The organism is Mycobacterium sp. (assembly GCF_046330795.1).
Lineage (GTDB): Bacteria > Actinomycetota > Actinomycetes > Mycobacteriales > Mycobacteriaceae > Mycobacterium.
On sequence record NZ_JAXLSA010000002.1, the window covers coordinates 310,726 to 335,799 of the forward strand.

General features: G+C 68.6%; 26 protein-coding genes. 18 read left to right on the forward strand and 8 right to left on the reverse strand.

Features of this window, described 5'->3' with window-relative positions:
• Positions 1–21: 21 nt before the first annotated feature.
• Positions 22–969 (reverse strand): SGNH/GDSL hydrolase family protein, encoded by a 948-nt coding sequence (locus U0R18_RS08700; protein WP_526367792.1) that lies wholly within the window; start codon positions 967–969, stop codon positions 22–24.
• 211 nt (positions 970–1,180) lie between these two features.
• Between U0R18_RS08700 and U0R18_RS08705 the strand changes: the two genes are divergently transcribed.
• From U0R18_RS08705 to U0R18_RS08720, 4 genes are all read left to right on the forward strand, one after another.
• Complete coding sequence (locus U0R18_RS08705; protein ID WP_526367793.1) at positions 1,181–2,239, forward strand: alpha/beta hydrolase; 1,059 nt, start codon at positions 1,181–1,183, stop codon at positions 2,237–2,239.
• A gap of 35 nt (positions 2,240–2,274) precedes the next feature.
• Positions 2,275–3,669, forward strand: coding sequence for a cystathionine beta-synthase (locus U0R18_RS08710; protein ID WP_526367794.1), 1,395 nt, complete (start codon positions 2,275–2,277; stop codon positions 3,667–3,669).
• A 76-nt stretch (positions 3,670–3,745) separates the two neighbouring features.
• Positions 3,746–4,744 carry a DUF2189 domain-containing protein gene (locus U0R18_RS08715; protein ID WP_526367795.1) on the forward strand — a complete coding sequence of 333 codons (999 nt, stop codon included), beginning with the start codon at positions 3,746–3,748 and terminating at the stop codon, positions 4,742–4,744.
• Positions 4,745–4,917: 173 nt separating this feature from the next.
• Positions 4,918–6,093 carry a cystathionine gamma-synthase gene (locus U0R18_RS08720; protein WP_526367796.1) on the forward strand — a complete coding sequence of 392 codons (1,176 nt, stop codon included), beginning with the start codon at positions 4,918–4,920 and terminating at the stop codon, positions 6,091–6,093.
• A gap of 189 nt (positions 6,094–6,282) precedes the next feature.
• Here U0R18_RS08720 and greA read toward each other — a convergent pair whose 3' ends face one another.
• A complete protein-coding gene (gene greA, locus U0R18_RS08725) occupies positions 6,283–6,777 on the reverse strand; it encodes a transcription elongation factor GreA (RefSeq protein ID WP_526367797.1) in 495 nt (164 codons plus the stop codon).
• 246 nt (positions 6,778–7,023) lie between these two features.
• Positions 7,024–7,470 (reverse strand): DUF4307 domain-containing protein, encoded by a 447-nt coding sequence (locus U0R18_RS08730; RefSeq protein ID WP_526367798.1) that lies wholly within the window; start codon positions 7,468–7,470, stop codon positions 7,024–7,026.
• A 96-nt stretch (positions 7,471–7,566) separates the two neighbouring features.
• Here U0R18_RS08730 and mca point away from each other — a divergent pair, with 96 nt between their 5' ends.
• From mca to U0R18_RS08745, 3 genes are read left to right on the forward strand one after another with little or no spacing between them, the layout of a single operon-like run.
• On the forward strand, positions 7,567–8,433 hold the full coding sequence (gene mca / locus U0R18_RS08735) for a mycothiol conjugate amidase Mca (RefSeq protein ID WP_526368261.1): 867 nt from the start codon (positions 7,567–7,569) through the stop codon (positions 8,431–8,433).
• Positions 8,430–8,690 (forward strand): hypothetical protein, encoded by a 261-nt coding sequence (locus tag U0R18_RS08740; protein ID WP_526367799.1) that lies wholly within the window; start codon positions 8,430–8,432, stop codon positions 8,688–8,690. Before mca ends, U0R18_RS08740 begins: the two co-directional genes overlap by 4 nt.
• Before the next feature lie 52 nt (positions 8,691–8,742).
• Positions 8,743–9,102, forward strand: coding sequence for a nuclear transport factor 2 family protein (locus tag U0R18_RS08745; RefSeq protein WP_526367800.1), 360 nt, complete (start codon positions 8,743–8,745; stop codon positions 9,100–9,102).
• Here the strand turns inward: U0R18_RS08745 and trhA are convergent.
• Complete coding sequence (trhA, locus tag U0R18_RS08750) at positions 9,099–9,854, reverse strand: PAQR family membrane homeostasis protein TrhA (RefSeq protein ID WP_526367801.1); 756 nt, start codon at positions 9,852–9,854, stop codon at positions 9,099–9,101. The genes U0R18_RS08745 and trhA overlap by 4 nt on opposite strands.
• A 73-nt stretch (positions 9,855–9,927) precedes the next feature.
• Here trhA and U0R18_RS08755 point away from each other — a divergent pair, with 73 nt between their 5' ends.
• From U0R18_RS08755 to U0R18_RS08770, 4 genes are all read left to right on the forward strand, one after another.
• The gene (locus U0R18_RS08755) at positions 9,928–10,737 is read left to right on the forward strand and encodes a (2Z,6E)-farnesyl diphosphate synthase (RefSeq protein WP_526367802.1); all 810 of its coding nucleotides are present in this window, start codon (positions 9,928–9,930) and stop codon (positions 10,735–10,737) included.
• Positions 10,738–12,216 (forward strand): AMP-binding protein, encoded by a 1,479-nt coding sequence (locus tag U0R18_RS08760; RefSeq protein ID WP_526367803.1) that lies wholly within the window; start codon positions 10,738–10,740, stop codon positions 12,214–12,216.
• A gap of 4 nt (positions 12,217–12,220) precedes the next feature.
• Positions 12,221–13,579, forward strand: a complete 1,359-nt coding sequence (locus tag U0R18_RS08765; protein ID WP_526367804.1) for a hypothetical protein — start codon at positions 12,221–12,223, stop codon at positions 13,577–13,579.
• Positions 13,580–13,687: 108 nt separating this feature from the next.
• Entirely contained in the window at positions 13,688–14,101 is a 414-nt protein-coding gene (locus U0R18_RS08770) for a hypothetical protein (RefSeq protein ID WP_526367805.1), read from the forward strand.
• Between the two features lie 167 nt (positions 14,102–14,268).
• Here the strand turns inward: U0R18_RS08770 and coaA are convergent, their stop codons facing one another.
• Positions 14,269–15,207 carry a type I pantothenate kinase gene (gene coaA, locus U0R18_RS08775; RefSeq protein WP_526367806.1) on the reverse strand — a complete coding sequence of 313 codons (939 nt, stop codon included), beginning with the start codon at positions 15,205–15,207 and terminating at the stop codon, positions 14,269–14,271.
• A gap of 32 nt (positions 15,208–15,239) precedes the next feature.
• Between coaA and U0R18_RS08780 the strand changes: the two genes are divergently transcribed.
• From U0R18_RS08780 to U0R18_RS08800, 5 genes are all read left to right on the forward strand, one after another.
• Positions 15,240–16,442 (forward strand): DUF885 domain-containing protein, encoded by a 1,203-nt coding sequence (locus U0R18_RS08780; RefSeq protein ID WP_526367807.1) that lies wholly within the window; start codon positions 15,240–15,242, stop codon positions 16,440–16,442.
• Positions 16,443–16,506: 64 nt separating this feature from the next.
• Positions 16,507–17,970: a glycine hydroxymethyltransferase gene (locus U0R18_RS08785; RefSeq protein ID WP_526367808.1), complete on the forward strand. Its 1,464-nt coding sequence runs from the start codon at positions 16,507–16,509 to the stop codon at positions 17,968–17,970.
• Between the two features lie 151 nt (positions 17,971–18,121).
• A complete protein-coding gene (locus U0R18_RS08790; RefSeq protein ID WP_526367809.1) occupies positions 18,122–18,952 on the forward strand; it encodes an acyl-ACP desaturase in 831 nt (276 codons plus the stop codon).
• Positions 18,953–19,216: 264 nt separating this feature from the next.
• Positions 19,217–20,560 carry an RNA 5'-3' helicase PhoH2 gene (gene phoH2, locus U0R18_RS08795; RefSeq protein ID WP_526367810.1) on the forward strand — a complete coding sequence of 448 codons (1,344 nt, stop codon included), beginning with the start codon at positions 19,217–19,219 and terminating at the stop codon, positions 20,558–20,560.
• Between the two features lie 93 nt (positions 20,561–20,653).
• On the forward strand, positions 20,654–21,496 hold the full coding sequence (locus tag U0R18_RS08800) for a polysaccharide deacetylase family protein (RefSeq protein WP_526367811.1): 843 nt from the start codon (positions 20,654–20,656) through the stop codon (positions 21,494–21,496).
• Positions 21,497–21,508: 12 nt separating this feature from the next.
• On the opposite strand, the gene U0R18_RS08805 is transcribed toward U0R18_RS08800, so the two are convergent.
• Positions 21,509–21,754 (reverse strand): hypothetical protein, encoded by a 246-nt coding sequence (locus U0R18_RS08805; RefSeq protein ID WP_526367812.1) that lies wholly within the window; start codon positions 21,752–21,754, stop codon positions 21,509–21,511.
• A 234-nt stretch (positions 21,755–21,988) separates the two neighbouring features.
• Between U0R18_RS08805 and U0R18_RS08810 the strand changes: the two genes are divergently transcribed.
• Both U0R18_RS08810 and U0R18_RS08815 read left to right on the forward strand, forming a co-directional pair.
• Positions 21,989–22,138, forward strand: a complete 150-nt coding sequence (locus tag U0R18_RS08810; protein WP_526367813.1) for a hypothetical protein — start codon at positions 21,989–21,991, stop codon at positions 22,136–22,138.
• A gap of 56 nt (positions 22,139–22,194) precedes the next feature.
• Positions 22,195–22,551: a DUF732 domain-containing protein gene (locus U0R18_RS08815; RefSeq protein WP_526367814.1), complete on the forward strand. Its 357-nt coding sequence runs from the start codon at positions 22,195–22,197 to the stop codon at positions 22,549–22,551.
• 5 nt (positions 22,552–22,556) lie between these two features.
• Here the strand turns inward: U0R18_RS08815 and U0R18_RS08820 are convergent, their stop codons facing one another.
• Together U0R18_RS08820 and glpX are read right to left on the reverse strand one after the other, a co-directional pair.
• Positions 22,557–23,963: a class II fumarate hydratase gene (locus U0R18_RS08820; RefSeq protein ID WP_526367815.1), complete on the reverse strand. Its 1,407-nt coding sequence runs from the start codon at positions 23,961–23,963 to the stop codon at positions 22,557–22,559.
• Positions 23,964–24,002: 39 nt separating this feature from the next.
• Entirely contained in the window at positions 24,003–25,043 is a 1,041-nt protein-coding gene (glpX, locus tag U0R18_RS08825) for a class II fructose-bisphosphatase (RefSeq protein ID WP_526367816.1), read from the reverse strand.
• Positions 25,044–25,074: the final 31 nt, after the last annotated feature.

Consider the following 25,074-nt stretch of genomic DNA (forward strand, 5'->3'; position numbering starts at 1 on the left):
CAGATCGGAGATGGCTAAACGCTAGCCCGCCGGGATGACCAGCGGCGCGGGCACCCCGGTTGTCCGGCGGGGCCAGATCCGGGCCAGCATCCGCAGCCGGGTGGCCAGGGACCGGCTCTCGGCGGCCTTCGAGAGCCAGGGCAGCGTGTCACTGGTCTCGCCCAGGGCGTGGGACAGCGCCGGGAGCAACTGCTGGGTGGCCAGGGCGTAACCGGCGCCCGACGGGTGGTAGCCGTCGGCGGAGAACAGTTCGGTGGGGGCCTTGCGGAACTCCGGGGTCAGCAGGTCGGCCAGGGGCACCGGCACCCCACCGGCCGCCCGGACCGCGCGGGCCTGCGCGCGGGCCAGCCGCAGCCCGCGGCTGCGGGCCACCCAGCGCAGCGGCTGGGGGATGGCGGTGATGATGCCGAAGTCGGGGCACGTGCCCACGACGACGACGGCGCCGCTGGCCCGCAGTCGCTTGACGGCGTCGCCGAGGCGACGGGCCGACTGCGGAATGCCGTTGAGCAGCGTGACGTCGTTGGCGCCGATCATGATCACCGCCGCATCCGGCGGCGGTCCCGCCACGAACATCGCGTCCACCTGGCCGGACAATCCCTTGGAGGTGGCGCCCACAATTGCCTTGGTGCTCAAGCGGATTCGCCGTCCGGATAGCTCGGCCAGCTCGCGGCTGAGTCGCGCTCCCGGGGTCTCGGCGGCGTCGGTACTGCCATAACCGGTGGCGGTGGAGTCGCCGAACACCATCAGGTGGATGTCCACCGGCACGTCGCGCTGCCAGCGTTGCACCGGTCCGCCGCCGGGTGCGTAGACGCCGTCGGCCCGCGGCGGGATGTCCCAGGACTTCGGGATCACCTCGCGGGCCTTGAGCGCCTGGCCGCTGAGCAGGTTGCGGGTGCCGACGGCGGTGGAGGCGATGGCACCGGCGGCCAACACCGCGAGGGCCGACCGGCGAGGCGCGAAGATCCGCACGGGGCCCAGTTTAGGCTGTCCGTCGGCCACCGACGCGGCGAGCGCACGGGCGCTCGATCACGGTCGGGTATCAGATTGGCCGTAAATCCGAATCCGATATTGATGAAACTCTGAGAAGTGACAAGCTAAGTTTCCGGCATTGGCTGCGAACCGGAAGGCCGACGGAAACGTCGACTGGGACAGACCACTACAACGATGTAGGGGAGTTGACATGACCGCACCGAGCAAAGTCCATCCGTCCGCGCCCTCGGGCGCGGGACCGTTCCGGTCCGCTGGCCGCCGCCGCAAGTTCCCGGTCAGCGACGGCGCGCCCGTCGAGATCGTCGAGACCGGCGTCAGCCTGATGGCGCGACTGGCGTCGCTGGGGTGCCGGGTCACCATCCGGCCCGCGCTCGGGGTCTGCAGCTACGTCCCGCATTTGCCGTGGCCGTTCGGTCTGCTCGACTTCGTGTCGCGGGCCTTCGTGCCCACCGCGGACATCGTGCGCGCCACCATCGCTCTACCCAACGCCGATGCCCAGCTGGTGCGTGCGCCGGGCGTGCTGCCGGCCGACGGCAAGCGGCGCGTCGTGCTCTACATGCACGGCGGCGCATTCCTCACCTGCGGGGTCAACTCGCACAGCCGGATCTCCGCGGCGCTGTCGAAGTTCGCCGATTCACCGGTGCTGGTGGTCAATTACCGGCTGATCCCGAAACATTCGGTGGGCATGGCGGTCGACGACTGCTACGACGCCTACCGGTGGCTGCGGCTGCGCGGATACGAACCCGATCAGATCGTGCTGGCCGGCGACTCGGCCGGCGGCTACCTGGCGCTGACACTCGCGCAGCGCCTCCAGGACGAGGGGGAGAAGCCCGCCGCACTGGTGGCGATCTCGCCGCTGCTGCAGCTGGCCAAGGAGCCCAAGCAGGCGCATCCGAACATCCACACCGACGCGATGTTCGGGCCGAGGGCGTTCGACGCGCTGCTGGGACTGGTCGCGCGAGCGGCCGCACGCAACGTCACGGCAGACGGCGAACCCGAGCAGATCTACGAACCACTGGACCACATCGAACCCGGCCTGCCGCGCACACTCATCCATGTGTCGGGCTCGGAGGTGCTGTTGCACGACGCCCGGCTGGCGGCCCGACGGCTCGCCGCTGCCGGGGTACCCGCCGAGGTCCGGGTGTGGCGCGGCCAGATCCACGACTTCCAGCTCGCCGCGCCCATCGTGCCCGAGGCCAACCGTTCGTTGCGGCAGATCGGCGAGTACATCCGCGACGCCACCGGCTAGTTGGGGCCGCGCCCGCACACATAAGGTATGTAGACATGCGGATCGCGCAGCATGTCAGCGAGCTCATCGGCAATACCCCTCTGGTTCAGCTGAACTCGGTGGTGCCACCGGGCGCTGGCCGGGTGGTGGCCAAGATCGAGTACCTCAACCCCGGCGGCAGCAGCAAGGACCGCATCGCGATCAAGATGATCGACGCGGCCGAGGCGGCCGGGTTGCTGAAACCGGGCGGCACCATCGTCGAGCCAACCTCCGGCAATACCGGCGTCGGACTGGCGCTGGTGGCCCAGCAGCGCGGTTACCGGTGCGTCTTCGTCTGTCCCGACAAGGTCAGCGAGGACAAACAGAATGTGTTGCGCGCGTACGGGGCCGAGGTGGTGGTGTGCCCGACGGCAGTGGCGCCCGACGACCCCGATTCGTACTACAGCGTGTCCAACCGCCTGGTCGAGGAGATCGACGGCGCCTGGAAGCCCGATCAGTACTCGAACCCGAACGGGCCCGACAGTCACTACGAGACCACTGGCCCGGAGATCTGGGCCGACACCGACGGCCAGGTGACCCATTTCGTCGCCGGCGTCGGCACCGGCGGAACCATCACCGGCGCCGGGCGGTACCTCAAGGAGGTCTCCGGCGGGGCCGTGCAGGTGGTCGGCGCCGACCCGGAGGGCTCGGTGTATTCCGGTGGCACCGGGCGGCCCTACCTCGTCGAGGGCGTGGGGGAGGACTTCTGGCCCAGTGCCTACGACCCGACCGTGCCCGATCAGATCATCGCGGTCAGCGACGCCGATTCCTTCGACATGACCCGCCGCCTGGCCCGTGAGGAAGCCCTGCTGGTCGGGGGTTCGTGCGGCATGGCGGTGGTGGCAGCCATTGAAGCAGCGGTGGCGGGCGGACCCGATTCGCTGGTGGTGGTGCTGCTGCCGGACGGCGGCCGAGGCTACCTGTCCAAGATCTTCAACGACGGGTGGATGTCGTCCTACGGCTTCCTGCGCAGCCGCCTCGACGGGTCCGTCGACGAGCCCACGGTCGGAGATGTGTTGCGGCGCAAGTCCGGTGAGATCCCGGCGCTGGTGCATACGCATCCGTCGGAGACCGTGCGCGACGCGGTCGGCATCCTGCGCGAGTACGGCGTCTCGCAGATGCCCGTCGTCGGCGCCGAACCCCCGGTGATGGCCGGCGAGGTCGCCGGCAGCGTGTCCGAACGCGAACTGCTCTCGGCGGTCTTCGAGGGCCGCGCGAAGCTGGCCGACGCGGTGTCGCAGCACATGAGCGCCCCGCTGCCGCTGATCGGGTCCGGTGAGCTGGTCAGCGCGGCCGCGGCCACGTTCCGCGAGTCGGACGCCGCCATGGTGGTCGAGGGCGGTAAGCCGGTCGGCGTCATCACCCGCTCGGATCTGCTCGGCTTCCTGTCCGACGGCCCGCGGCGGAAATGAGTCGTAACCGGGCGCGGGTCGCTTTCTCGGCTATTGTGAGTTCGCTTCGCGTCTGATGATCCCCGGGGAGGGCGACATGACCGATCAACCACCGCCTGAGGGCTATCCGCCGCCACCCGGTGGCAGTTACCCGCCACCGCCGCCGCCCGGCGGATTTCCGCCCCCGGGCGGGTTTCCGCCACCGCAGCCGCCCGGCGGATTTCCACCCCCGCCGCCGCCCGGCGCCGTGGCTCCGCCACCGCCACCCGGGGCCGGCTATCCGCCGCCCCCGCCCGGTGCGGTGCCTCCGCCTCCTCCGCCCGGTTACGGCGGGGGTTGGGCGCCGGCGCCCCCGGGATATCCCGGGGCTCCCGCCCAGTTCGGTGCGCCGCCGTTCAGTGTCGGCGACGGTCTGTCGTGGGCGTGGAACAAGTTCAGCAAGAACGCCGTCCCGCTGATCGTCGCGTCGCTGATCTTCGGACTGATCATCGGCGTGCTGATCGTCGGCCTGCAGCTCGTGATCGGCTCGATGTCGTCCACCACCGCGACCACCTACTCCGACGGGGACAGCTTCGGCTACTCGGCATGGTCGACCGAACTCGGCTTCGGCGGCCTCGTCGTGGCGTTCCTCGGCGGGCTGGTCGTGCTGGCGGTCGCCGGCGCCATCGCATCGGCGTACCTGGGCGGGCTGCTCGACATCGCCGACGGCCGGCCGGTGACGGTCGGTTCGTTCTTCCGGCCGCGCAACATCGGGCCCGTGGTGATCACGGCGCTGCTCGTCGGCATCATCACCGAGATCGGCTACGCGCTGTGCTTCGTGCCCGGTCTGATCGCCAGCGTCATGCTGATGTTCGCGATCATCGCGGTGGTCGATCGCAACCTGTCACCCGTCGACGCCATCAAGACCAGCTTCGACATCGCCAAGAACAACATCGGCCCGGTGATCCTGGTGTGGCTGCTCACCGCGCTCATCGTGTTCGTCGGTGCGCTGCTGTTCGGCGTTGGCCTGCTGGTCGCGATGCCGGTGGCGGCGCTGTTGCACGTCTACGCCTTCCGGCGGCTCAGCGGCGGTCAGGTGGCTCCCGCCACTCCGTAGGTCATCCGCCGAGAAGGACCGCGCGCCGGCCCGTTGACTCCTGTCGCGGGCCGGCGTCGCCTTTTGTTCCCATTGTTCGCGGGCGTCCGCGTCTGTACGGCTGGCCACGGCGTGTCACGTACCAACGCGGACGCTCGACGTGAGGGATGGTGCGCCGATTAGGCTCGGCGTTCATGAGCGAGCAGCGCAGTCGCGCCGATGCACACCGCGCCCTGGGATTGGCGACCAAGGCGATTCACGCCGGCTTCCGGCCCGACCCGGCCACCGGAGCGGTCAACGCGCCGATCTACGCCAGTTCGACGTTCGCCCAGGACGGCGTCGGCGGGCTGCGGGGCGGCTTCGAGTACGCGCGGACCGGCAACCCGACCCGCGCTGCGCTCGAGGCGTCGCTCGCCGCGGTCGAGGACGGTTCCTACGGGCGGGCGTTCAGTTCCGGCATGGCGGCCAGTGACTGCGCACTGCGCGCGCTGCTGCGGCCCGGGGATCATGTCGTGATTCCCGACGACGCCTACGGTGGCACGTTCCGGTTGATCGACAAGGTGTTCACGCAGTGGGGTGTGCAGCACACCCCGGTGGCGCTGGCCGACCTCGACGCGGTGCGCGCGGCGTTGACCGACCGCACCCGGTTGATCTGGGTCGAGACGCCGACCAACCCGATGCTGTCGATCGCCGACATTGCCGCGATCGCCGAACTGGGTGCCGCGCACGGCGCGAAAGTGTTGGTGGACAATACCTTTGCCTCACCTGCACTGCAGCAGCCGCTGACGCTGGGTGCCGACATCGTGCTGCATTCCACCACCAAATACATCGGTGGGCACTCCGACGTGGTCGGCGGCGCTCTGGTGACCAACGACGAGGAACTGGACGCGGCGTTCGGGTTCCTGCAGAACGGCGCCGGGGCGGTACCCGGGCCCTTCGACGCGTACCTGACCATGCGGGGGCTCAAGACCCTGCCGCTGCGGATGCAGCGGCACAGCGAGAACGCTTCGGCCGTGGCCGAATTCCTGTCCGGACACCCCGCGGTCACCACGGTGCTGTACCCGGGGCTACCCGATCATCCGGGTCATCAGGTGGCGGCCCGGCAGATGCGTGGATTCGGCGGGATGATCTCGATCCGGATGGCCGGAGGCATCGAAGCGGCCCGCCGATTGTGCGCCCGCACAGGCATTTTCATTCTCGCGGAGTCACTGGGCGGGGTGGAATCACTGATCGAGCACCCCGGTGCGATGACGCACGCGTCGACGGCGGGCTCGCAGCTCGAGGTGCCGGCCGATCTGGTTCGTCTGTCGGTGGGCATCGAGGACGTCGCCGATCTGGTCAGCGATCTCGAGCAGGCGCTCGACGGTTAGGTCCGCCCGGGCGAGCTGGTCGAGTCGACGATGCCGCCGCGGAAGGCGGCAGAGGAGGAGCGAGACGGTTGAGCTGGTCGAGTCGACGATGCTGCCGCGGAAGGCGGCAGAGGAGGAGCGAGACGGTTGAGCTGGTCGAGTCGACGATGCTGCCGCGGAAGGCGGCAGAGGAGGAGCGAGACGGTTGAGCTAAGAGTGGTAGGGCTCCGCGCTGACCAGCGTGACCTCGACGGTGTTGCCGTTGGGAACGGTGTAGGTGCGAGTGTCGCCGACCTTGGCGTCCAGCAGCGCACCGCCCAGCGGTGAGCTGGGGGAGTACACCTCGAGGTCACCGCCGTTCACGCCCTGCTCGCGGGTGCCGATCAGGAACGTCTCGGTGTCGCTCTTGTCGCCGTCGTAGTACACCTTGACCACCGAGCCGGGCAGCGCCACGCCGGACTGCTTGGGGGCCTCGCCGACCTTGGCATTGTTCAGCAGCTCCTGCAGCTGGCGGATCCGGGCCTCCTGCTGACCCTGCTCCTCGCGGGCAGCGTGGTAGCCGCCGTTCTCGCGCAGGTCGCCCTCTTCGCGACGGTCGTTGATCTCCGCGGCGATCACCGGGCGGTTGGCGATCAGTTGGTCGAGTTCGGCCTTCAGGCGGTCGTAGGACTCCTGAGTCAGCCAGGTGACCTGAGTGTCGGGCATGTCGCGCTCCTCGATGTTCGTTGGTCTGCGCAGTGTGTGCGTCGGGCAGTCTTCGGGGCTCGGCCGGGGACATGGCGAGGATCGCCGCGTGTATTGCCATCCGAAGCGGCGGTGGGACGCGCTAGAGACGCAAGACACGGCCCCAGCAGGAACCGTGTATGTGTGATCCAGCATACCATCGCCGCGGAACGCGGATTTCATGCGCGAGACGCGTCCCGTTCGCCGGCCGGATACGACGGGGGACGGTCACCCCGGCGCGACGAGGTAGGGCGGGACGTCATTTCCGCAGCCGTAAATATCACCGTTCACCGGTGGCCTACTGGTCTTGACCTGGGCGGTCACCTGAACCGTTGACTGATCCGACGGTCCGACCAGGACCTCGCGGCGGCCCGTCTCGCTGCCGTCCTTGGACCGGGCCCGCACGATGCACACCGCGGGCCGAGACGGGTCCGAACGGGTGACGCTGATGGTGACGTCCACCGTCTCGCCGTCGACCAACCGGTAGCCGCTCAGTTGTCCGGAGACCTCGGAGGTGCCCAGGCGCTGGTACCCGACCACCGCGACGAAGACGCCGACCGCCAGCGCGACCACACCGAGTGCGATGGCGATCCGCCGTCGCGACCGGGGGTCGCGCCCGTGGCGGCCGTAACGGGCCTCGGGACGGTGGAATGGCTCGGGTTGTTGGACTGGCACTGTGGGCTATGTCTCCGCTCGGGGATCGGGTTGCGGGCGCCGGCGCCGGGGATGGAACTATTGGGACAAGGCTGAACTCTATGCGAGAGGCGGATGGTGACCGAGTTTCGGTTGATGGCGGTGCACGCCCACCCGGACGACGAGTCCAGTAAGGGAGCGGCGACCACGGCGCGGTACGCCGCAGAGGGCGCCCGCGTCCTCGTGGTCACCCTGACCGGCGGTGAGCTCGGCGACATTCTCAACCCGGCGATGGACCTGCCCGAGGTGCACGGCCGGATCGCTGATGTCCGTCGTGACGAGATGGCCAAGGCCGCCGAGATCCTCGGCGTCGAGCATTCCTGGCTGGGTTACCACGACTCGGGCCTGCCCCAGGGCGATCCGCTGCCGCCATTGCCGGAGGGCTGTTTCGCGCTCGAGCCGCTCGACGGGCCCACCGAGCGACTGGTCCGGGTGATCCGCGAATTCCGTCCGCACGTAATGACCACCTATGACGAGAACGGCGGCTATCCGCACCCGGATCACATTCGCTGCCATGAGGTTTCGGTTGCGGCGTACGAAGCGGCCGGCGATTACCGGCGCTACCCGGATGCCGGGCACCCGTGGAACGTCAGCAAGCTGTACTACAACCACGGTTTCCTGCGCCGCCGGTTCAAACTGCTGCAGGACGAGTTCGCCAAGCACGGCCGCACCGGCCCGTTCGAGAAGTGGCTGCAGCACTGGGACACCGAGCTCGACGTGTTCGAATCCCGGGTCACCACCCGGATCCAGTGCTCGGACTACTTCCCGCAGCGCGACGACGCCCTGCGCTCTCACGCCACCCAGATCGACCCGAACGGGGACTTCTTCACCGCGCCCATCGAGTGGCAGCAGCGGCTGTGGCCCACCGAGGAATTCGAGCTGGCCCGTTCGCGCGTGCCGGTGTCCCTGCCCGAGACCGATCTGTTCGACGGGGTGCAACCGTGACAAGCCTGACGCTGCTGACGATCTCCGTGCTCGCCGACGACACCCCCCGCAACACCGGACCGGATTTCGGCAAGGCCAGTCCCGTCGGGTTGCTGGTGATCGTCCTGCTCCTGATCGGCACGTTCCTCCTGGTGTTCTCGATGAACCGGCACCTGAAGAAGCTGCCGAAGACGTTCGACACGGACGCCGGCGCTGCGCAACCCAACGGGGACCCCGACGCGGTCGTCGAACCGGAGGACCGGCCACAGGGTGGCTGACGCCTGTGTCGGACGTCACGTCGTCACGTCGTCGCGTGTACCGTGACCTGCCATGAGCCTTGATCTGAGAGCCCTCGTCGAGCGGTACCTGGACACCGTCGCCAGCGGCAGCGCCGCGGACATCGCGGCCCTGTACGCCGAGGACGCCACCCTGGAGGATCCGGTGGGCTGCGGCGAGGTGCACATCGGCCGGCAGGCGATCGAGGGCTTCTACAAGAACACCGAGGGCGCCGAGCTGAAGACCGAGCTGCTGACCTTCCGCTCCGGCGGACATGAGGCGGCGTTCGTGTTCGCGATCAACGTGTCCGGCGCCATGCGCATCGAGCCCTTCGAGGTCATGTCCTTCAACCCGGACGGGCAGATCGCCGCGATGAAGGCCTACTGGGGCCCGGAGAACATCACCCAGCTCTAGAAAACGGCGAACCACATCGCGATGTAGTGGCAGATCGCCGCGACCGCGGTGCAGGCGTGGAAGAACTCATGATGGCCGAACGTCGTCGGCCACGGGTTGGGCCACTTGAGCGCATACAGCACGCCGCCGATCGAATAGAGCGCGCCACCGACGATCAGCAGCACCACCGCCGCCACGCCGGCGCCGTGCATGATCGGCCCGATGAACCACGCCGCCACCCATCCCAACAGGATGTACAGCGGCACACCCAGCCAGCGCGGCGCCGACGGCCACAGCATCTTCAGGGCCACCCCGGCCAGCGCGCCGCCCCAGACGATCCAGAACAGCACCATGCCCTTCTGCGACGGCAGTGCCAGCAGGGCGAACGGCGTGTAGCTGCCGGCGATGAAGATGAAGATCATCGAATGGTCAAGGCGCTTCATCCATTTGCGCGCCGTCGGTGACTTCCAGTTCACCCGGTGGTAGGTGCCCGAGACGGCGAACATCGCCACGATGGTCAGCGTGTAGATGAGTGTCGCGATCCCGGCCCGGGTCGATTCGACCGACCAGGACACCGCCACCAGAGCGGCCCCGGCGACGGCGGCGATGAACGCGGAGTAGACGTGGATCCAGCCGCGGGCACGCGGCTTGCCGAGGAACTCGGCGACCCCGTCGGCCAGCGCGTCGGGAAATGTCTCGTCGAGGTCGAGCTGGGTCAGGGGCCGCTGCTCGCGGGATTCCCGCGAGCCTTCCGTGTTCATGGGAGCCGTCATGTCATCTCCGTGTGCGACCGGATCCGGGCGGATCGCAGGGGGCATTCCGGGCATCACAGTAGTCTGACTTGTTGTGGAGTTCATTCCCCCGCGTCTCAAGGAGCCCATGTATCGGCTCTACGAGATGCGGCTGCGGCAGGAGCTCGTCCGATCCAAACCCGAGCTGCCACGCCACATCGCAGTGCTGTGCGACGGCAACCGCCGCTGGGCCCGTGACGCGGGATACGACGACGTCAGTGTCGGCTACCGCAAGGGCGCGGCCAAGATCGCCGAGATGCTGCGCTGGTGCCAGGACGCCGGCATCGAGATGGCCACGGTGTATCTGCTGTCCACCGAGAACCTGCGCCGCGACCCCGACGAGCTGAGTGCGTTGATCGAGATCATCACCGACGTGGTGGAGGAGATCTGCGCACCCGCCAAGCGCTGGAGCGTGCGCACCGTCGGCGACCTGTCGTTGCTGGGCGACGAGCCGGCCCGCCGACTCCGTCAGGCCGTGGAAAGGACGGTCTCCGCCCAACAGACCGCCGCCTCACCGCCGGTGTTCCACGTCAACGTCGCGGTGGCCTACGGCGGGCGGCAGGAGATCGTCGACGCCGTTCGTGCGCTGTTGAACAAGGAGCTCGCCAACGGCGCAACCGCCGAGCAGCTCGTCGAGGCCGTCACCGTGGACGCCATCTCGGAGAACCTCTACACCTCCGGGCAGCCCGATCCGGATCTGGTGATCCGCACCTCGGGTGAGCAGCGGCTGTCGGGATTCCTGTTGTGGCAGAGCGCATATTCGGAGATGTGGTACACCGAGGCGCACTGGCCGGCGTTCCGCCGCGTCGACTTCCTGCGTGCGCTGCGCGACTACAGCCAGCGTCATCGCCGATTCGGGACGTAGGTGCTGCATCACCTGATCGCGGCGGCCGTCGATACGATCCCAGAGCACCCCGCGCTGATCGACGACCACGGTGGCACGCTCACCTTCGCCGAACTCGACCGGTACAGCGCTGCGTTGGCGGGGTGGGTTGCCGCACATACCGATCCGGGTGACCGGGTGGCCGTGGTCGCCGACAACAGCGTGGCCTACGGCCTGCTGTACTACGCCGTCCCGCGCGCCGGGCGCATCCTGGCACTGATCAATCAGCGCCTGGACGCCGCCGAGCAGGCCGGCCAGATCGCCGTGAGCGATCCGCGAATCCTGCTGGGGGACCGCGCATATCTGGATGCGCTGAACGTTTCGGTTCCCGTGTTCGGGTTCGGCTCCACCGAATGGCAACGGGCGCTGGATCATTCGCTGTTCTCGGGACCGGCGTCGACCGAGGATGACCCGGCGTGGCTGGTGTTCACCAGCGGCTCGACGGGTGCGCCCAAGGGGGCCTTACACACCCACCGGTCGCTGGCGGCCGCGGTCCGGGGCACCGTGGAGGGACGGTCGGTGCCGGCCGGTGACGTCTACCTCTTCCCGTTCCCGATGTGTCATATCGCCGGATACAACGTGCTGGTCCGGCACGCCACGGGCTCTACGGTGCTGCTGGCCAGGCAGTTTCGGGCCGCCGAGTTCGTCGCGACGGTCAACGCCTACCGGGTGGCGTCCTGCTCGCTGGCCCCGACCATGCTGCACGCGCTGCTGGGCCATCTGGGCCGGACCGCGGACGCGATGCCCACGCTGCGGGAGATCGCGTACGGCTCGGCGGCCATCTCGGCGGATCTGATCGACCGTGCCGGTGCGCTGGGTGTCGATTTCCACCAGGGCTACGGCATGACCGAGACCGGTGGCAACGTCACTTTCCTCGGCCCCGCCGATCACCGGGCGGGTGCGGCGGGCGCCGCCGATCTGCTGCGCAGCGCCGGATTCCCGCACAGTGGCGTCGAGGTCGCGATCGACGGGACGGGCACCACCGGCGAGGTGCTGATCCGCGGGCCCCAGGTGATGGCCGGCTACTGGCCGGACGTGGTGGCTCCGGCCGATGGTTGGTTGCGCACCGGGGACATCGGGCGGCTCGACCTGACGGGTCGGCTGTGGATCGTCGATCGGGCCAAGGACGTCATCATCACCGGCGGGGAGAACGTCAGCTCACGCGAGGTCGAGGACGTCCTGTCCACGCACCCCGACGTCGACGCGGTCGCCGTGGTGGGCGTGCCCGACGAGTACTGGGGTGAGGCGATCTGCGCGGTGGTGGTCGCGCGAGCCGGTGCCCGGCCATCCCCACAGGATCTGGAAGAATATGTCCGCGAACATATTTCGCCGTTCAAGCGGCCACGGCACGTGCTGTTCGTCGACGTGATGCCCACCACCGCGAATGGCAAGGTGGCCAAGGACCGGGTTCGGGCATTCGCCCGGCGCGCCGTGACCGGTGCCGGGGTCGTGTCAGACTGAGCACATGGCCGCGCTCTCGGCAGTGACCTTCGCGCTGAGCTGGTGGCTGGGGCTGTATCTGGTGGCTCGCGATCCCCGCAAACCGGTGCTGGCGCTGGCCGCCCTCGGACTGTGCGGGTATGCCGTCGTCATGGCGCTGGACACGGTGCGGCTGGCCGCACCGGCGCACGCCGAGATGCTGGGCCGCATCGAGATCTACCTGGTGGCCGTGCCCGGGGTGGCGTGGCTCGCGGTGCTGCTCGAGCTGGCCCGGCCCGACGGGTGGCGCCCCGCAGGGAAGGCCGCCGTGGTACTGGTCGCGATCGTCGCGCTGATCGGTGCGGCGCTGTCCGGCGGGGTGACGGGGCCGTTGCGGCCCGGGCACTGGCTGATGTTCGCGGCGATCTCGGGGTCGACGCTGGTCGCGATGGTGCTGGCGGTCCGGCGCGCCCCCCGGCCCCGATCGATCGTCGGGGTGGTGGTGGTCGCGACATTGTTCTTCGCGCTGGCGAACGCGATCCTGTTGATCCCACTGGGGCTGCTGCCCAGCTGGGTGGCCCTGGGCTCGATGGGGACCGGCGCCGACGTCATGCTGCTCGGTCTGGCCGTGGCGGTGTGGGACGCCTTCGACGAGGGCCACGCGCTGCGCGCTGATATGCGGCGTTCGTTCATCGGCAACATGGCCGTCGCCGTCGTGTTCGGCGTCCAGGCCCTGCTGGCGCTCGCGGTGGCCGGCCCGGGTGCCCGTCCGGTACTGACCGTGCTGATGTTCAGCATCCTCGCCGTGGCCATCGCGATCACGGTGCTGGCCGATCCGCTGGCCGGACTGCTCGACCGGCTGGCGTTCGCCCGTTCACCGGAACTGCGCGCCGATCGCGCGGTGCTGCGCGAGACCGAGACCGCGTTGCCGCTGCGGGCCACCAACCCGCTCGATGCGCTGGACGACGACACCTTCGCCCGGCTGACCCGCCGCGCCCTCGGCCACTACGGCAATCTGTCGAAACTTGTGGCGTCACCGCTGACCGCGCTGCCGGTGATCGACGACCGGCTGGTTGCCCGGGGCGCACCCGATCAGCCGCTGGAACGGGCCATCGAACTCAAGGCGGTGCTGGCCGATCGGATCGCTGCGCTCAAACCGCGCGACGGCGGCGAATTCGGTGTCACCGAAGAGTGGCGGCACTACAACGCGCTGTACTTCCCCTACGTCGTGGGCGTGCGGGCCTACGCCCAGAACGCGACGGCGGCGGGTCTGGATCCGGTGGCGCGGCAGGCCTGGCACTGGCTGGTGACCGACGTGCCGCAGCGCTCGCTGCACAACTGGCAGAACGCGGCCGCCCGGGTGATCGCCGCCGATCTGCGCGGCCGGGCGCTGTCCCTCTCCTGATCCACCTGACCTGCGGTTGGCGGTACTTGGCAGGAAATCGCGTCGATCTGGCAGCGGTTCGTGCGCATCGTCGGAGGTGTCCCACTAGTCCCGACCTAGGAGCATCCCGTGACCACCGCCGCCACCACCGTCACTTCGAAGGACTCGACCACTGATGCCCTGCTGCGATTCGCACTCCGGCTCGACGCCACCCTGACCGGGCTGTGTGGTCTGGCCCATGTGGCCTTCGCCGACGCCATGGCCTCGCTGACCGGACTGACCGCCACCCAGGCGTTCGTGCTCGGTGCCGGGTTCGTGCTCTACGGCGTGTTGGTGTTCCGGTTGGCCGGTGTGCGCCGGGTCCGCAGCGCCGGGCGCGCTGTGATTGCCGCGAACCTGGCGTGCACCGCCGTTGCGATTGCGGTGGTGCTCGCCGGCGTCCTGCCGTTGACCGGCGCGGGTGTGGCCGTGCTCCTGGCGATGGGCGCCTACACCGCGTTCTTCGCGCTGCTGCAATACCTTGGGCTGCGCCGTCTGGCGTGAAGGCCCGTCCGCCCGGTGCGGGGTGTGTTGCCGCCGTTGGAGGTGACGGCAGGCGCCCCCGCACCGGTTTCTGCGTCGATCCCTACCTGCGCGAGCGTTCACCCATATGCATATTTCGGGCCTTGAAATACATGAGGCTGCACCTTCGCGGACCGAACGATGAGCTCCTACAGCTTGCGCAGGCGCAGGCGGTTGATGGAGTGGTCGGCGTCCTTGCGCAGCACCAATGTCGCCCGCGGGCGGGTGGGCAGGATGTTCTCGATCAGGTTCGGCAGGTTGATCGAGCGCCAGATGTCGCGGGCGGCGAAGACGGCCTGCTCGTCGGTCAGCGTCGAGTAGTGGTGGAAGTGCGACGCCGGGTTGGCGAATGCGCCGGCACGCATGGCCAGGAACCGCGACACGTACCACTGCTCGATATCCTCGATCCGCGCGTCGACGTACACGGAGAAGTCGAACAGATCCGAGACCATCAGCGTCGGGCCGGTCTGCAGGACGTTGAGGCCCTCCAGGATGAGGATGTCCGGATGTCGCACGATGTGCTTCTCGCCGGGCACGATGTCGTAGAGCAGGTGCGAATACACCGGCGCGCAAGCGGATTCGGCGCCCGACTTGACGGTGGTGACGAATCGCATCAGCGCACGCCGGTCGTAGCTCTCGGGAAAGCCCTTGCGGTGCATCAGGTTTCGCCGGGTGAGCTCGTGATTCGGGTACAGGAAGCCGTCGGTGGTGACCAGGTCGACCCGCGGGTGGTCGCCGAAGCGGGCCAGCAGCGCCTGCAGAACGCGGGCGGTGGTCGACTTGCCCACGGCCACGCTGCCGGCCACCCCGATGACGAACGGCACCGGCCGGTCCGGATTCTGCTGCGGCTCACCGAGGAACTCCGCCGTGGAGGCGTACAGCCGTTGCCGGGCCGCCACCTGCAGGTGGATCAACCGTGCCAGCGGCAGGTAGACCTCTTCGACCTCGAGCAGGTCGAGCTGTTCGCCGAGGCCGCGCAGGCCCACGACTTCCTCTTGGTTGAGTTTCAGCGGGGTCGACATCCGGAGCGCGCGCCATTGCCCCCGGTCGAATTCCACATAGGGACTCGGCTCGCTCAGCCTCGCCATGGCCGTAAGTGTGACAGGTAGCGTTGGTCGGCATGGAGCCAGCCGCCCTGATCCGTGAGTATCTGATGCTCGGGTTGCGGTTCGACCGCATCGAGGAGGGTTACGTCGACTCCTTCACCGGTGACCCGGCGCTGCGCCGCGCGGTGGCCGACGAACCCGCCCCGGACCCGGCCGATCTGACCCGGCAGGCGAACCGGCTGCTCGACGCGCTGCCCGCGGTGCCGCGCTCGCAGGACTTCGGGGACGTCCGGGCGGCCTTCATCGCCGCGCACCTGCGTGCGCTGGCCTGTGCCGGCCGCAAGTTCGCCGGCGAGGACGTCGGGTTCGTCGACGAGGTCCGCGAGTACTTCGACGTGACCATCGCCAAGGGCGACGAGGACCGCTACCGCGAGGCGCACCGCCAACTGGCCGCCGTGCTGCCCGGCACCGGTGCGTTGGCCGACCGGGTGGAGGCCGACCGCGTCGCGGACGAGATCCCGCCGGAGCGCCTGGCCGAATGCATCGAGGCGTTCTCCAGCGCGCTGCGCGACAAGGTCCGCGCCGAGTACCCGCTGCCGGACCGCGAGACCATCAAGTACGAGATCGTCACCGACAAGCCCTGGTCGGGCTTCAACTACTACGAGGGCGACTACAGCTCCACCGTCGCCGTCAACGCGGACCTCAAGCAGCAGATGTCCAACCTGCCGCGGCTGGTCGCCCACGAGTCCTACCCCGGGCACCACACCGAGCACTGCCGCAAGGAGGAGCGGTTGGTGGCGGGTCAGGACCAGCAGGAGCACACGCTGTTCCTGGTGAACACCCCGCAGTGCCTGATGGCCGAAGGCCTGGCCGATCTCGCGCTGTACGCGGTGGTCGGCGAGAGCTGGGGAGAGTGGGCCCAGGAGATCTACGCCGACCTCGGGCTGCGGTTCGACGGTGAGCATGCCCAGGCGGTGTCGGTGGCGCGGGCGACGCTGGCCGACGTCCGGCAGGACGCCGCCCTGATGTTGCATGACGAGCATCGTGACGTCGACGATGTCGTCGCATTCCTGCGACGCTGGCTGATGGTCGACGACGCCCGGGCCCGGCAGATGCTGCGGTTCCTGTCCTCGCCGCTGTGGCGGGCCTACACCAGCACCTACGTCGAGGGCTACCGGTTGTTGCGCGGCTGGCTCGACGAACGACCAGCGGATCAGTCGCTGACGGCCCGGTTCGGCCGGTTGCTGGACGAGCCGCTGATCCCGTCGACCCTCTAGCTGCCGGACCCACACGCGCGACGCGAAATTTCCCGGTGGCCGTGGGCACATTAGGCTGACGCCCATGTCTGCAGACTCCACCGTGACCAGTACCGCCGGCCTGGGCGCCGAATATGCCGACACCGCGAGCGCCGCATACCGGGCCGCGTTGGAGGTCATCGAGTCCGTCGAGCCGCGCATCGCCGCGGCCACCCGCAAAGAGCTTGCCGACCAACGGGATTCGCTGAAGCTGATCGCCAGCGAGAACTACGCGTCGCCGGCGGTGCTGCTGACCATGGGCACCTGGTTCTCCGACAAGTACGCCGAGGGCACCGTCGGGCACCGGTTCTACGCCGCCTGCCAGAACGTCGACACCGTCGAGGCGCTGGCCGCCGAGCACGCCCGCGAGCTGTTCGGGGCGCCCTACGCCTACGCCCAGCCGCACTCGGGCATCGACGCCAACCTGGTGGCCTACTGGGCCATCCTGGCCACCCGGATCGAGGCCCCGGGCCTGGCCGAACTCGGCGCCAAACACGTGAACGACCTGTCCGAGGCCGACTGGGAGAAGCTGCGGGCCAAGCTGGGCAATCAGCGGTTGATGGGAATGTCACTGGATACCGGCGGTCACCTGACGCACGGTTTCCGGCCCAACATCTCCGGCAAGATGTTCCACCAGCGCAGCTACGGCACCGATCCGCAGACCGGGTTGATCGACTACGACGCGGTCGCTGCGGCGGCCCGTGAGTTCAAGCCGCTGGTCCTGGTTGCGGGCTACTCGGCGTACCCGCGCCGGGTGAACTTCGCCAAGATGCGTGAGATCGCCGACGAGGTGGGCGCCACCTTCATGGTCGACATGGCACACTTCGCCGGCCTGGTGGCGGGCAACGTGTTCACCGGCGACGAGGACCCGGTGCCCCACGCGCACGTCACCACCACCACGACGCACAAGTCGCTGCGCGGCCCCCGCGGCGGTCTGGTGCTGGCCACCGAGGAATACGCGCCGGCCGTCGACAAGGGCTGCCCGATGGTGCTCGGCGGTCCGCTGTCGCATGTGATGGCGGCCAAGGCCGTCGCGCTGGCCGAGGCGCGCCAGCCCGCGTTCCGGTCGTATGCGCAGTCCATCGCCGACAACGCGCACGCGCTGGCCGACGGGTTCCTGAAGCGGGATGCCACGCTGGTCACCGGCGGAACCGACAACCACCTGGTGCTGCTGGACGTGACGTCGTTCGGGCTGACCGGACGTCAGGCGGAGTCGGCGCTGCTGGATGCGGGCGTCGTCACCAACCGCAACGCGGTTCCGGCCGATCCCAACGGGGCCTGGTACACCAGCGGTGTGCGGTTGGGCACCCCGGCGCTGACCACCCGCGGCTTCGGCGCGGACGACTTCGACCGGGTCGCCGAGCTGATCATCGAGGTGCTCGCCAACACGCAGGCCGAGGGCACCTCCAAGGCGAAATACAGCGTGGCCGACGGCGTCGCCGACCGGGTGCGTGCCGCCTCGGCCGAACTGCTGGCCGCCAACCCGCTGTACCCGGGCCTGACGCTCTGAGATACGCCGAAACGTCCGTTTCGGCGGCGACGCGCCGCGTTTTCGCGCCGAGACGGACGTTTCGGCGTATTGGTGGGACCTTCGTCAGCGCTTCGGCAACACGACCATCACGATTTCTAAGAACATGTGAACTCGGGTTACAGTTACTTCCATGGCTGAGTTTCCCGTTGCGAACACGCTGACCATCGAGCTGGAGCCGGTGGTCGCCGAGAACCTGCAGCGTCACCTCGACACCGCGCAAGAATGGTTCGCCCACGACTTCGTGCCGTTCGACCAGGGCGAGAACTTCGCCTTCCTGGGCGGCAAGGACTGGGAACCGGGCCAGCAGACGCTGCCCCAGCCGATCGTCGACGCCCTCGAGATCCTGCTGATCACCAAGGACAACCTGGCCGGCTACCACCGGGAGCTCGTCGAGCACTTCATCCTGGAGTGGAAGTGGGGCCGCTTTCTGGGCCGCTGGACCGCCGAGGAGCACCTGCACGCGATCGCGCTGCGCAACTACCTGGTGGTCACCCGCAACTTCGACCCGACCGCCAACGAGGACGTGCGCGTCGACCACGTGATGAACAAGGGCTACCGGGCCAGCGAGTTCACCCAGATCGAGACCCTGGTGTTCATGGCGTTCTTCGAGCGCAGTCACGCGGTGTTCTGCCGGCGGCTGGCCGAGCAGATCGAGGAGCCGACCCTGAAGGCACTGGTCGAGCACATCGCCGCTGACGAGGAACGGCACGAACTGTTCTTCGCCAATCTGGTGCGCTGGTGCATCGGCTACGACGAGGAGGCCACCGTCGGGGCCGTGGCGCGGCGGGCGGCGGCGCTGCAGCCCGTCGGCGCGGACATCAACGCCTATCAGGGCAAGGTCGCCAACATCGACGCGGCCGGCATCTTCGGCCCGGAGCAGCTGCGGCAGGTGATCTCCGAGGAGATCGTCGCGCTGGGCCTCGACGCGCGTCCCGAACTCCAGAAGTTCATCTCGGCGTAATGCGGGGGTAGCAGGGACGTTTCCGGGGCTGCCCAATTCTCGCGACCCTCAGCGGATTTCGCGGACTCCGCACGTGCAACACGACGGCGCGCCACCGCGCGACGGCGGGTTTGCGGGAGTAGCGTCCTATCCGATGGCTAGCGACACGCTCTGCTGTCCGGGCGGTATCTCCCGTAGTTGCTACGGCAGGACCGGCCCCGGTCCTGATGCCGCTGCGCCCGCCGAAAATTCCTTCGCGGGGCCGCGTGGGTCGAGGAGCGCCACGTGACTGATTCGCCGTCGGCTTCCCGGGATGGGGCAACCGAAGACATCCGGACATATGTGCTGGATACGTCGGTTCTGTTGTCCGATCCGTGGGCGTGCACCCGGTTCGCCGAGCACCAAGTCGTCGTTCCCCTGGTGGTGATCAGCGAGTTGGAGGCCAAACGCCACCACCACGAACTCGGCTGGTTCGCCCGCGAGGCGCTACGGCTGTTCGATGATCTCAGACTCGAACACGGCCGGCTGGATCAGCCGATTCCGGTTGGGACACAAGGCGGTACGCTGCACGTCGAGCTCAACCACAGTGATCCGACCATCCTGCCCGCGGGCTTCCGCACCGAGACCAACGACGCCCGGATCCTCACCTGCGCCGCCAATCTGGCGGCCGAGGGCAAGCGAGTCACGTTGGTGAGCAAGGACATTCCGCTGCGGGTCAAGGCCGGCGCCGTCGGTCTGAGCGCCGACGAGTATCACGCGCAGGACGTCGTGACATCGGGCTGGACCGGGATGGCCGAGCTCGACGTCTCCGCCGACGTCATCGACACGATGTTCGCCGACGGTGAGATCGACCTCGAAGAGGCCCGGGATATGCCGTGCCACACCGGAATTCGCCTCCTCGGCGGAAGTTCGCACGCGCTGGGGCGGGTCAATGCCGAGAAGCGGGTACAGCTGGTGCGCGGTGATCGCGAAGTGTTCGGCCTCCGGGGAAGGTCCGCCGAACAACGCGTCGCCCTCGATCTGCTGCTCGACGAATCCGTGGGCATCGTGTCACTCGGCGGCAAGGCCGGCACCGGCAAGTCGGCGCTGGCCCTGTGCGCCGGTCTCGAGGCCGTGCTGGAACGCCGGACGCAGCGCAAGGTCGTGGTGTTCCGGCCGCTGTACGCCGTCGGCGGTCAGGAGCTGGGCTACCTGCCCGGCAGCGAGAGCGACAAGATGGGGCCGTGGGCGCAGGCGGTGTTCGACACCCTCGAGGGACTGGCCAGTCCCGCGGTGCTCGACGAAGTGCTCTCCCGCGGCATGCTGGAAGTGTTGCCGCTGACCCACATTCGCGGCCGCTCGCTGCACGACTCGTTCGTCATCGTCGACGAGGCGCAGTCGCTGGAGCGCAACGTACTGCTGACAGTGCTGTCCCGATTGGGCACCGGGTCGCGGGTGGTGCTCACCCACGACGTCGCTCAGCGCGACAACCTGCGCGTCGGCCGGCACGACGGTGTCGCCGCGGTCATCGAGAAGCTCAAGGGGCATCCGCTGTTCGCCCACATCACCTTGATGCGCAGCGAGCGGTCACCGATCGCCGCACTGGTCACCGAGATGCTCGAGGAGATCAGCCCCGGCGCGCTGCCGTAGGTACTCCACATCCAGATGGCACTGAGGGCGACGAATCGGCCGGCAGATTCTCGCCCTCAGCGCTGTCTCGAGGTCGGCCGGTAGGCTGCCAGGGTGCATTTCCGGTTCGTCGCCCTGCTCGTGGCGGCCTTGGTGCTCGGTGGATGCACCGGCCAGGCGAAGCAGACGGATGACGCCGACGTCGACTGCGCGAAGGTCAAGTGCGTCGCGCTGACGTTCGACGACGGGCCCGGCCCGTACACGGACCGGCTGCTGAAGATCCTGCAGGACAACGACGCCAGGGCGACGTTCTTCCTGATCGGCAACAAGGTGGCGGCCAATCCCGCGGGTGCCCGCCGGATCGCCGAGGCCGGTATGGAGATCGGCAGCCACACCTGGGAACACCCCAACATGACGACGATCCCGCCGCAGGACGTGCCCGCCCAGCTGAGCCGGGCCAGTGCCGCGATCGAGTCGGCGACGGGGCATCGGCCGACGCTGCTGCGCACCGCCGGCGGTCTGGTGAACGACGACGTGCTCGCGGAGGCCCGCAGGCAGGGCCTGGCCGACATCAACTGGGACGTGATCCCGTTCGACTGGATCAACGACGCCAACACCGCGGCCACCCGGTACATGCTCATGACACAGATCAAGCCGAACTCGGTGGTGCTGATGCACGACGTCTACTCATCGACGGTGGATCTGGTGCAGCAGTTCATCCCGGTGCTGAAGGCCAATGACTACCACCTGGTCACGGTCAGCCAGATGCTCGGGCATCGCGAGCCCGGCACCAGCTACGGCAGCCGCGACAACGGCCCGCCCGCCAATGCGCTGCACGACATCCCCGCCGATCAGATCCCGTCGCTGCCCAACACCCCGTCGCCGGCGCCGATGCCCAACTTCCCGATCACCGACATCCCGGGGGCGAACTCGGGCGGTCCCAACAACGGGGTGTGACGGAACGTCGGTTCAGTCGCGGGTGGGCGCCAGATGTCCTTCCCGGCGGGCCCGCGCGAAGTTCAACATGACGCGGTCGAGCAGCAGTTCGAACTTGTCGCCGGTATCGGCCAGCCGGCTCTGACCGGTGTGGCGCAGGTAGGCCTCGAGTCGGCGATCGATCGGCCAATCGAGGTAGCGGGTGCCGGCGAATTCCGAACCGAGGAACGCCAGTGCACAGTCGTCGACGCTGGGGCTCGTGCCCGCACCAGATGTCATGTTCTCCCCTCCGGTGATGCACCCCAATGGTGTCAGGCGCCCGGCCGTACCGGGAGTGCCGAAAGTCACAAGTCGACCGCGCCGGACCGTTGACACGTTGACACAGGTTACTGATCCTTGTGTCAAACGATCGGAAGGCGACCGACTCGCCCGCCGAGCAGCACGCCGCCATCCTGAAAGCGGCCGTGGAGAAGATCGAACTCGTCGGCCTGGGCCGGGACGGCCGGCGCGCAGATGCCGGCCGAGGAGCTGTTGGCGATCGCCGAACTGAACATCGCGCTGGCCTGCTGGTCCGCGCAGGTTCCGACCGCGGTGCTCGACGTCGACGACCGCGACGCGGTCCGTGCCTACGCCCGGCGCCACCTGGCACCGCTGGTCCGGTAGGCCCCGATGTGCCGAGTTCGCCCTGCGGGCCGGGCGATCCTCTACGCTGACCTGCTATGAGGACCGGGTTGAAGGCAACGATCGTGAGCACCCTGGCCGGCGCGGCCCTGGCCGGTGGCCTCGCCACGCCGGCGGTCGCCAGTGCCGACCAGATCGGCTACATCATCAACGTCACGCTGCGCCCGACCTACAACTTCGCCAACGCCCAGGCCGCGCTGGATTACGGCTACGGGCTGTGCGACCGGATCAACGCGAAGACCAGCTACACGGACATGGCCCGGCAGATCAAGGCCGACTTCAACACCAACGACGAGCTCACGGTCTCGTACCTGCTCAGCCAGGCCGCGCAGGAACTCTGCCCCGCGCAGACCTGGCAGCTGCGGCAGTCCGCCGCCGGCTACCGCCCGGCCTAGATCGCCTAGTCGCCCGGCTTGACCTTCGCCATCGCCAGCACGTCGAGGCGCTTGTCCAGCTCGGCCTCGCTCAGCTTGTCGCCGATCAGCCCGCGGTCGATCACCGTTTGGCGGATGGTCTTCTTCTCGGCCAGCGCCTGCTTGGCCACCTTGGCCGCTTCCTCGTAGCCGATGGCCGAGTTCAGCGGCGTCACGATGGACGGCGACGACTCGGCCAGCGTGCGCAGCCGCGCCTCGTCGGCCACCAGGCCGTCGATGCACTTGGTGGCGAACAACTTCGACACGTTGGCCAGCAGCGTGAACGACTCGAGCACGTTGCGCGCCATCATCGGGATATAGACGTTGAGCTCGAAGGCGCCCGACAGGCCGCCCACGGTGACGGCGGCGTCGTTCCCGATCACCTGCGCGGCGACCTGCGTGACCGCCTCGGGGATGACGGGGTTGACCTTGCCCGGCATGATCGAGCTGCCCGGCTGCAGATCGGGCAGGTGCAGTTCGCCCAGGCCGGTCAGCGGGCCCGAGCCCATCCAGCGGATGTCGTTGGCGATCTTGGTCAGCGACGCCGCGATGGTCTTCAGCGCACCGGAGGCCTCGACCAGCCCGTCGCGGGCGGCCTGCGCCTCGAACGAGTCGATGGCCGGCCGCAGTTCGGCCACTCCGGTGGACGACTTCAGGACGTCGACCACCTTGGGGCCGAAGCCGTCCGGGGCGTTCAGGCCGGTACCGACGGCGGTGCCGCCGATGGCCAGCTCGCCGAGGCGGGGCAGCGTGGCCTTCACTCGTTCGATACCGGCCTCGACCTGGCGGGCGTAGCCGCCGAACTCCTGGCCCAGGGTCACCGGCACGGCGTCCATCAGGTGCGTGCGGCCGGACTTCACCGTGTTCTTCCATTGCCGGGCTTTGACGGCCAGCGACTCGTGCAGCACCTCGAGGGCCGGGATCAGTTGGCGCACAGCGGCTTCGGTTGCCGCGATGTGGGTGGCGGTGGGGAAGGTGTCGTTGGAACTCTGCGACATGTTGACGTCGTCGTTCGGGTGCACGGTCACGCCGTCGCGCGCGCAGATCGAGGCGATCACCTCGTTGGCGTTCATGTTGGAGCTGGTACCGGACCCGGTTTGGAACACGTCGATCGGGAACTGGTCGTCGTGCTTGCCGTCGGCGATCTCGGCGGCCGCGGCGATGATGGCGTCGGCCTTCTCGGCGGACAACAGGCCGAGGTCCTTGTTCACCTGCGCGCAGGCGCCCTTGAGCAGGCCGAGCGCGCGGATCTGGGTGCGCTCGAGGCCGCGGCCCGAGATCGGGAAGTTCTCCACCGCACGCTGCGTCTGGGCACGCCACAGCGCGGCGATCGGCACGCGCACCTCGCCCATGGTGTCGTGTTCGATGCGGTATTCAGCGTCATTGCCGGACATGGCTATTCGGGTCCTTCGGGTGTCGAATGGATGGGGATATCAGGGAAGGGGATGTGCGGCCGAGAGGTCCCCGGTGAAGTCGACCGCGGAGTACTCGTTGAGTTTGGACAGTCGGTGATAGGACTCGATCATCCGGACCGTGCCGGACTTGGACCGCATCACCATCGAATGCGTGGTGCAGCCGCCGCCGAAGTAACGGACCCCCTTGAGCAGGTCGCCGTCGGTGACGCCGGTGGCGGAGAAGAAGACGTTCTCGCCGGACACCAGGTCCGTGGTGGTCAGCACCCGGTCCAGGTCGTAGCCGCGGTCCAGCGCGCGCTGCCGCTCGGCGTCGTCCGTCGGGGCCAGCACAGCCTGGATCTCGCCGCCCATGCAGCGCAGCGCCGCGGCAGTGATGATGCCTTCGGGGGTGCCGCCGATGCCGACCAGCAGATCGGTGCCGGAGTCCGGCCGGCAGGCCGAGATGGCGCCGGCGACGTCGCCGTCGGAGATCAGCCGGATCCGCGCGCCGGCCTCGCGGACGTCGGCCATCAGCTTGGTGTGCCGGGGCCGGTCCAGGATGCAGACCGTGATGTCGGAGACCGAGGCCTTGCGGACCTTGGCGATGCGCTGGATGTTCGCCGCGATGGGCGATGTGATGTCGATGAAGTCGGCGACATCGGGACCGCCGGCGATCTTGTTCATGTAGAACACCGCCGACGGATCGAACATGGCGCCGCGCTCGGCCACCGCGAGCACCGAGATGGCGTTGGGCATGCCCTTGCTCATCAGCGTGGTGCCGTCGACGGGGTCGACGGCGAAGTCGCAGTCCGGCCCGTCGCCGTTGCCGACCTCTTCACCGTTGTAGAGCATCGGCGCGTTGTCCTTCTCGCCCTCGCCGATGACCACGACGCCGCGCATGGAGACCGAGTTGACCAGCTCGCGCATGGCGTCGACGGCGGCGCCGTCACCGCCTTCCTTGTCGCCGCGGCCGACCCAGCGGCCCGCGGCCATGGCGCCGGCCTCGGTGACGCGGACGAGCTCCATCGCCAGGTTCCGATCGGGGGCTTCGCGGCGTTTGGGTGCGGCGGCATCGCTCATGGCGTGATTGTCCCAGAAGCGGGTGGCGTGT

Excerpts from the sequence above, each read along its gene's own strand:
- U0R18_RS08705 (WP_526367793.1), top strand. The coding sequence starts at position 1,181 with ATGACCGCACCGAGCAAAGTCCATCCGTCCGCGCCCTCGGGCGCGGGA.
- U0R18_RS08710 (WP_526367794.1), top strand. The coding sequence starts at position 2,275 with ATGCGGATCGCGCAGCATGTCAGCGAGCTCATCGGCAATACCCCTCTG.
- U0R18_RS08715 (WP_526367795.1), top strand. The coding sequence starts at position 3,746 with ATGACCGATCAACCACCGCCTGAGGGCTATCCGCCGCCACCCGGTGGC.
- U0R18_RS08720 (WP_526367796.1), top strand. The coding sequence starts at position 4,918 with ATGAGCGAGCAGCGCAGTCGCGCCGATGCACACCGCGCCCTGGGATTG.
- greA (WP_526367797.1), bottom strand. The coding sequence starts at position 6,777 with ATGCCCGACACTCAGGTCACCTGGCTGACTCAGGAGTCCTACGACCGC.
- U0R18_RS08745 (WP_526367800.1), top strand. The coding sequence starts at position 8,743 with ATGAGCCTTGATCTGAGAGCCCTCGTCGAGCGGTACCTGGACACCGTC.
- trhA (WP_526367801.1), bottom strand. The coding sequence starts at position 9,854 with ATGACGGCTCCCATGAACACGGAAGGCTCGCGGGAATCCCGCGAGCAG.
- U0R18_RS08765 (WP_526367804.1), top strand. The coding sequence starts at position 12,221 with ATGGCCGCGCTCTCGGCAGTGACCTTCGCGCTGAGCTGGTGGCTGGGG.
- coaA (WP_526367806.1), bottom strand. The coding sequence starts at position 15,207 with ATGGCGAGGCTGAGCGAGCCGAGTCCCTATGTGGAATTCGACCGGGGG.
- U0R18_RS08780 (WP_526367807.1), top strand. The coding sequence starts at position 15,240 with ATGGAGCCAGCCGCCCTGATCCGTGAGTATCTGATGCTCGGGTTGCGG.
- U0R18_RS08785 (WP_526367808.1), top strand. The coding sequence starts at position 16,507 with ATGTCTGCAGACTCCACCGTGACCAGTACCGCCGGCCTGGGCGCCGAA.
- U0R18_RS08790 (WP_526367809.1), top strand. The coding sequence starts at position 18,122 with ATGGCTGAGTTTCCCGTTGCGAACACGCTGACCATCGAGCTGGAGCCG.
- U0R18_RS08805 (WP_526367812.1), bottom strand. The coding sequence starts at position 21,754 with ATGACATCTGGTGCGGGCACGAGCCCCAGCGTCGACGACTGTGCACTG.
- U0R18_RS08810 (WP_526367813.1), top strand. The coding sequence starts at position 21,989 with ATGCCGGCCGAGGAGCTGTTGGCGATCGCCGAACTGAACATCGCGCTG.
- U0R18_RS08815 (WP_526367814.1), top strand. The coding sequence starts at position 22,195 with ATGAGGACCGGGTTGAAGGCAACGATCGTGAGCACCCTGGCCGGCGCG.
- U0R18_RS08820 (WP_526367815.1), bottom strand. The coding sequence starts at position 23,963 with ATGTCCGGCAATGACGCTGAATACCGCATCGAACACGACACCATGGGC.
- glpX (WP_526367816.1), bottom strand. The coding sequence starts at position 25,043 with ATGAGCGATGCCGCCGCACCCAAACGCCGCGAAGCCCCCGATCGGAAC.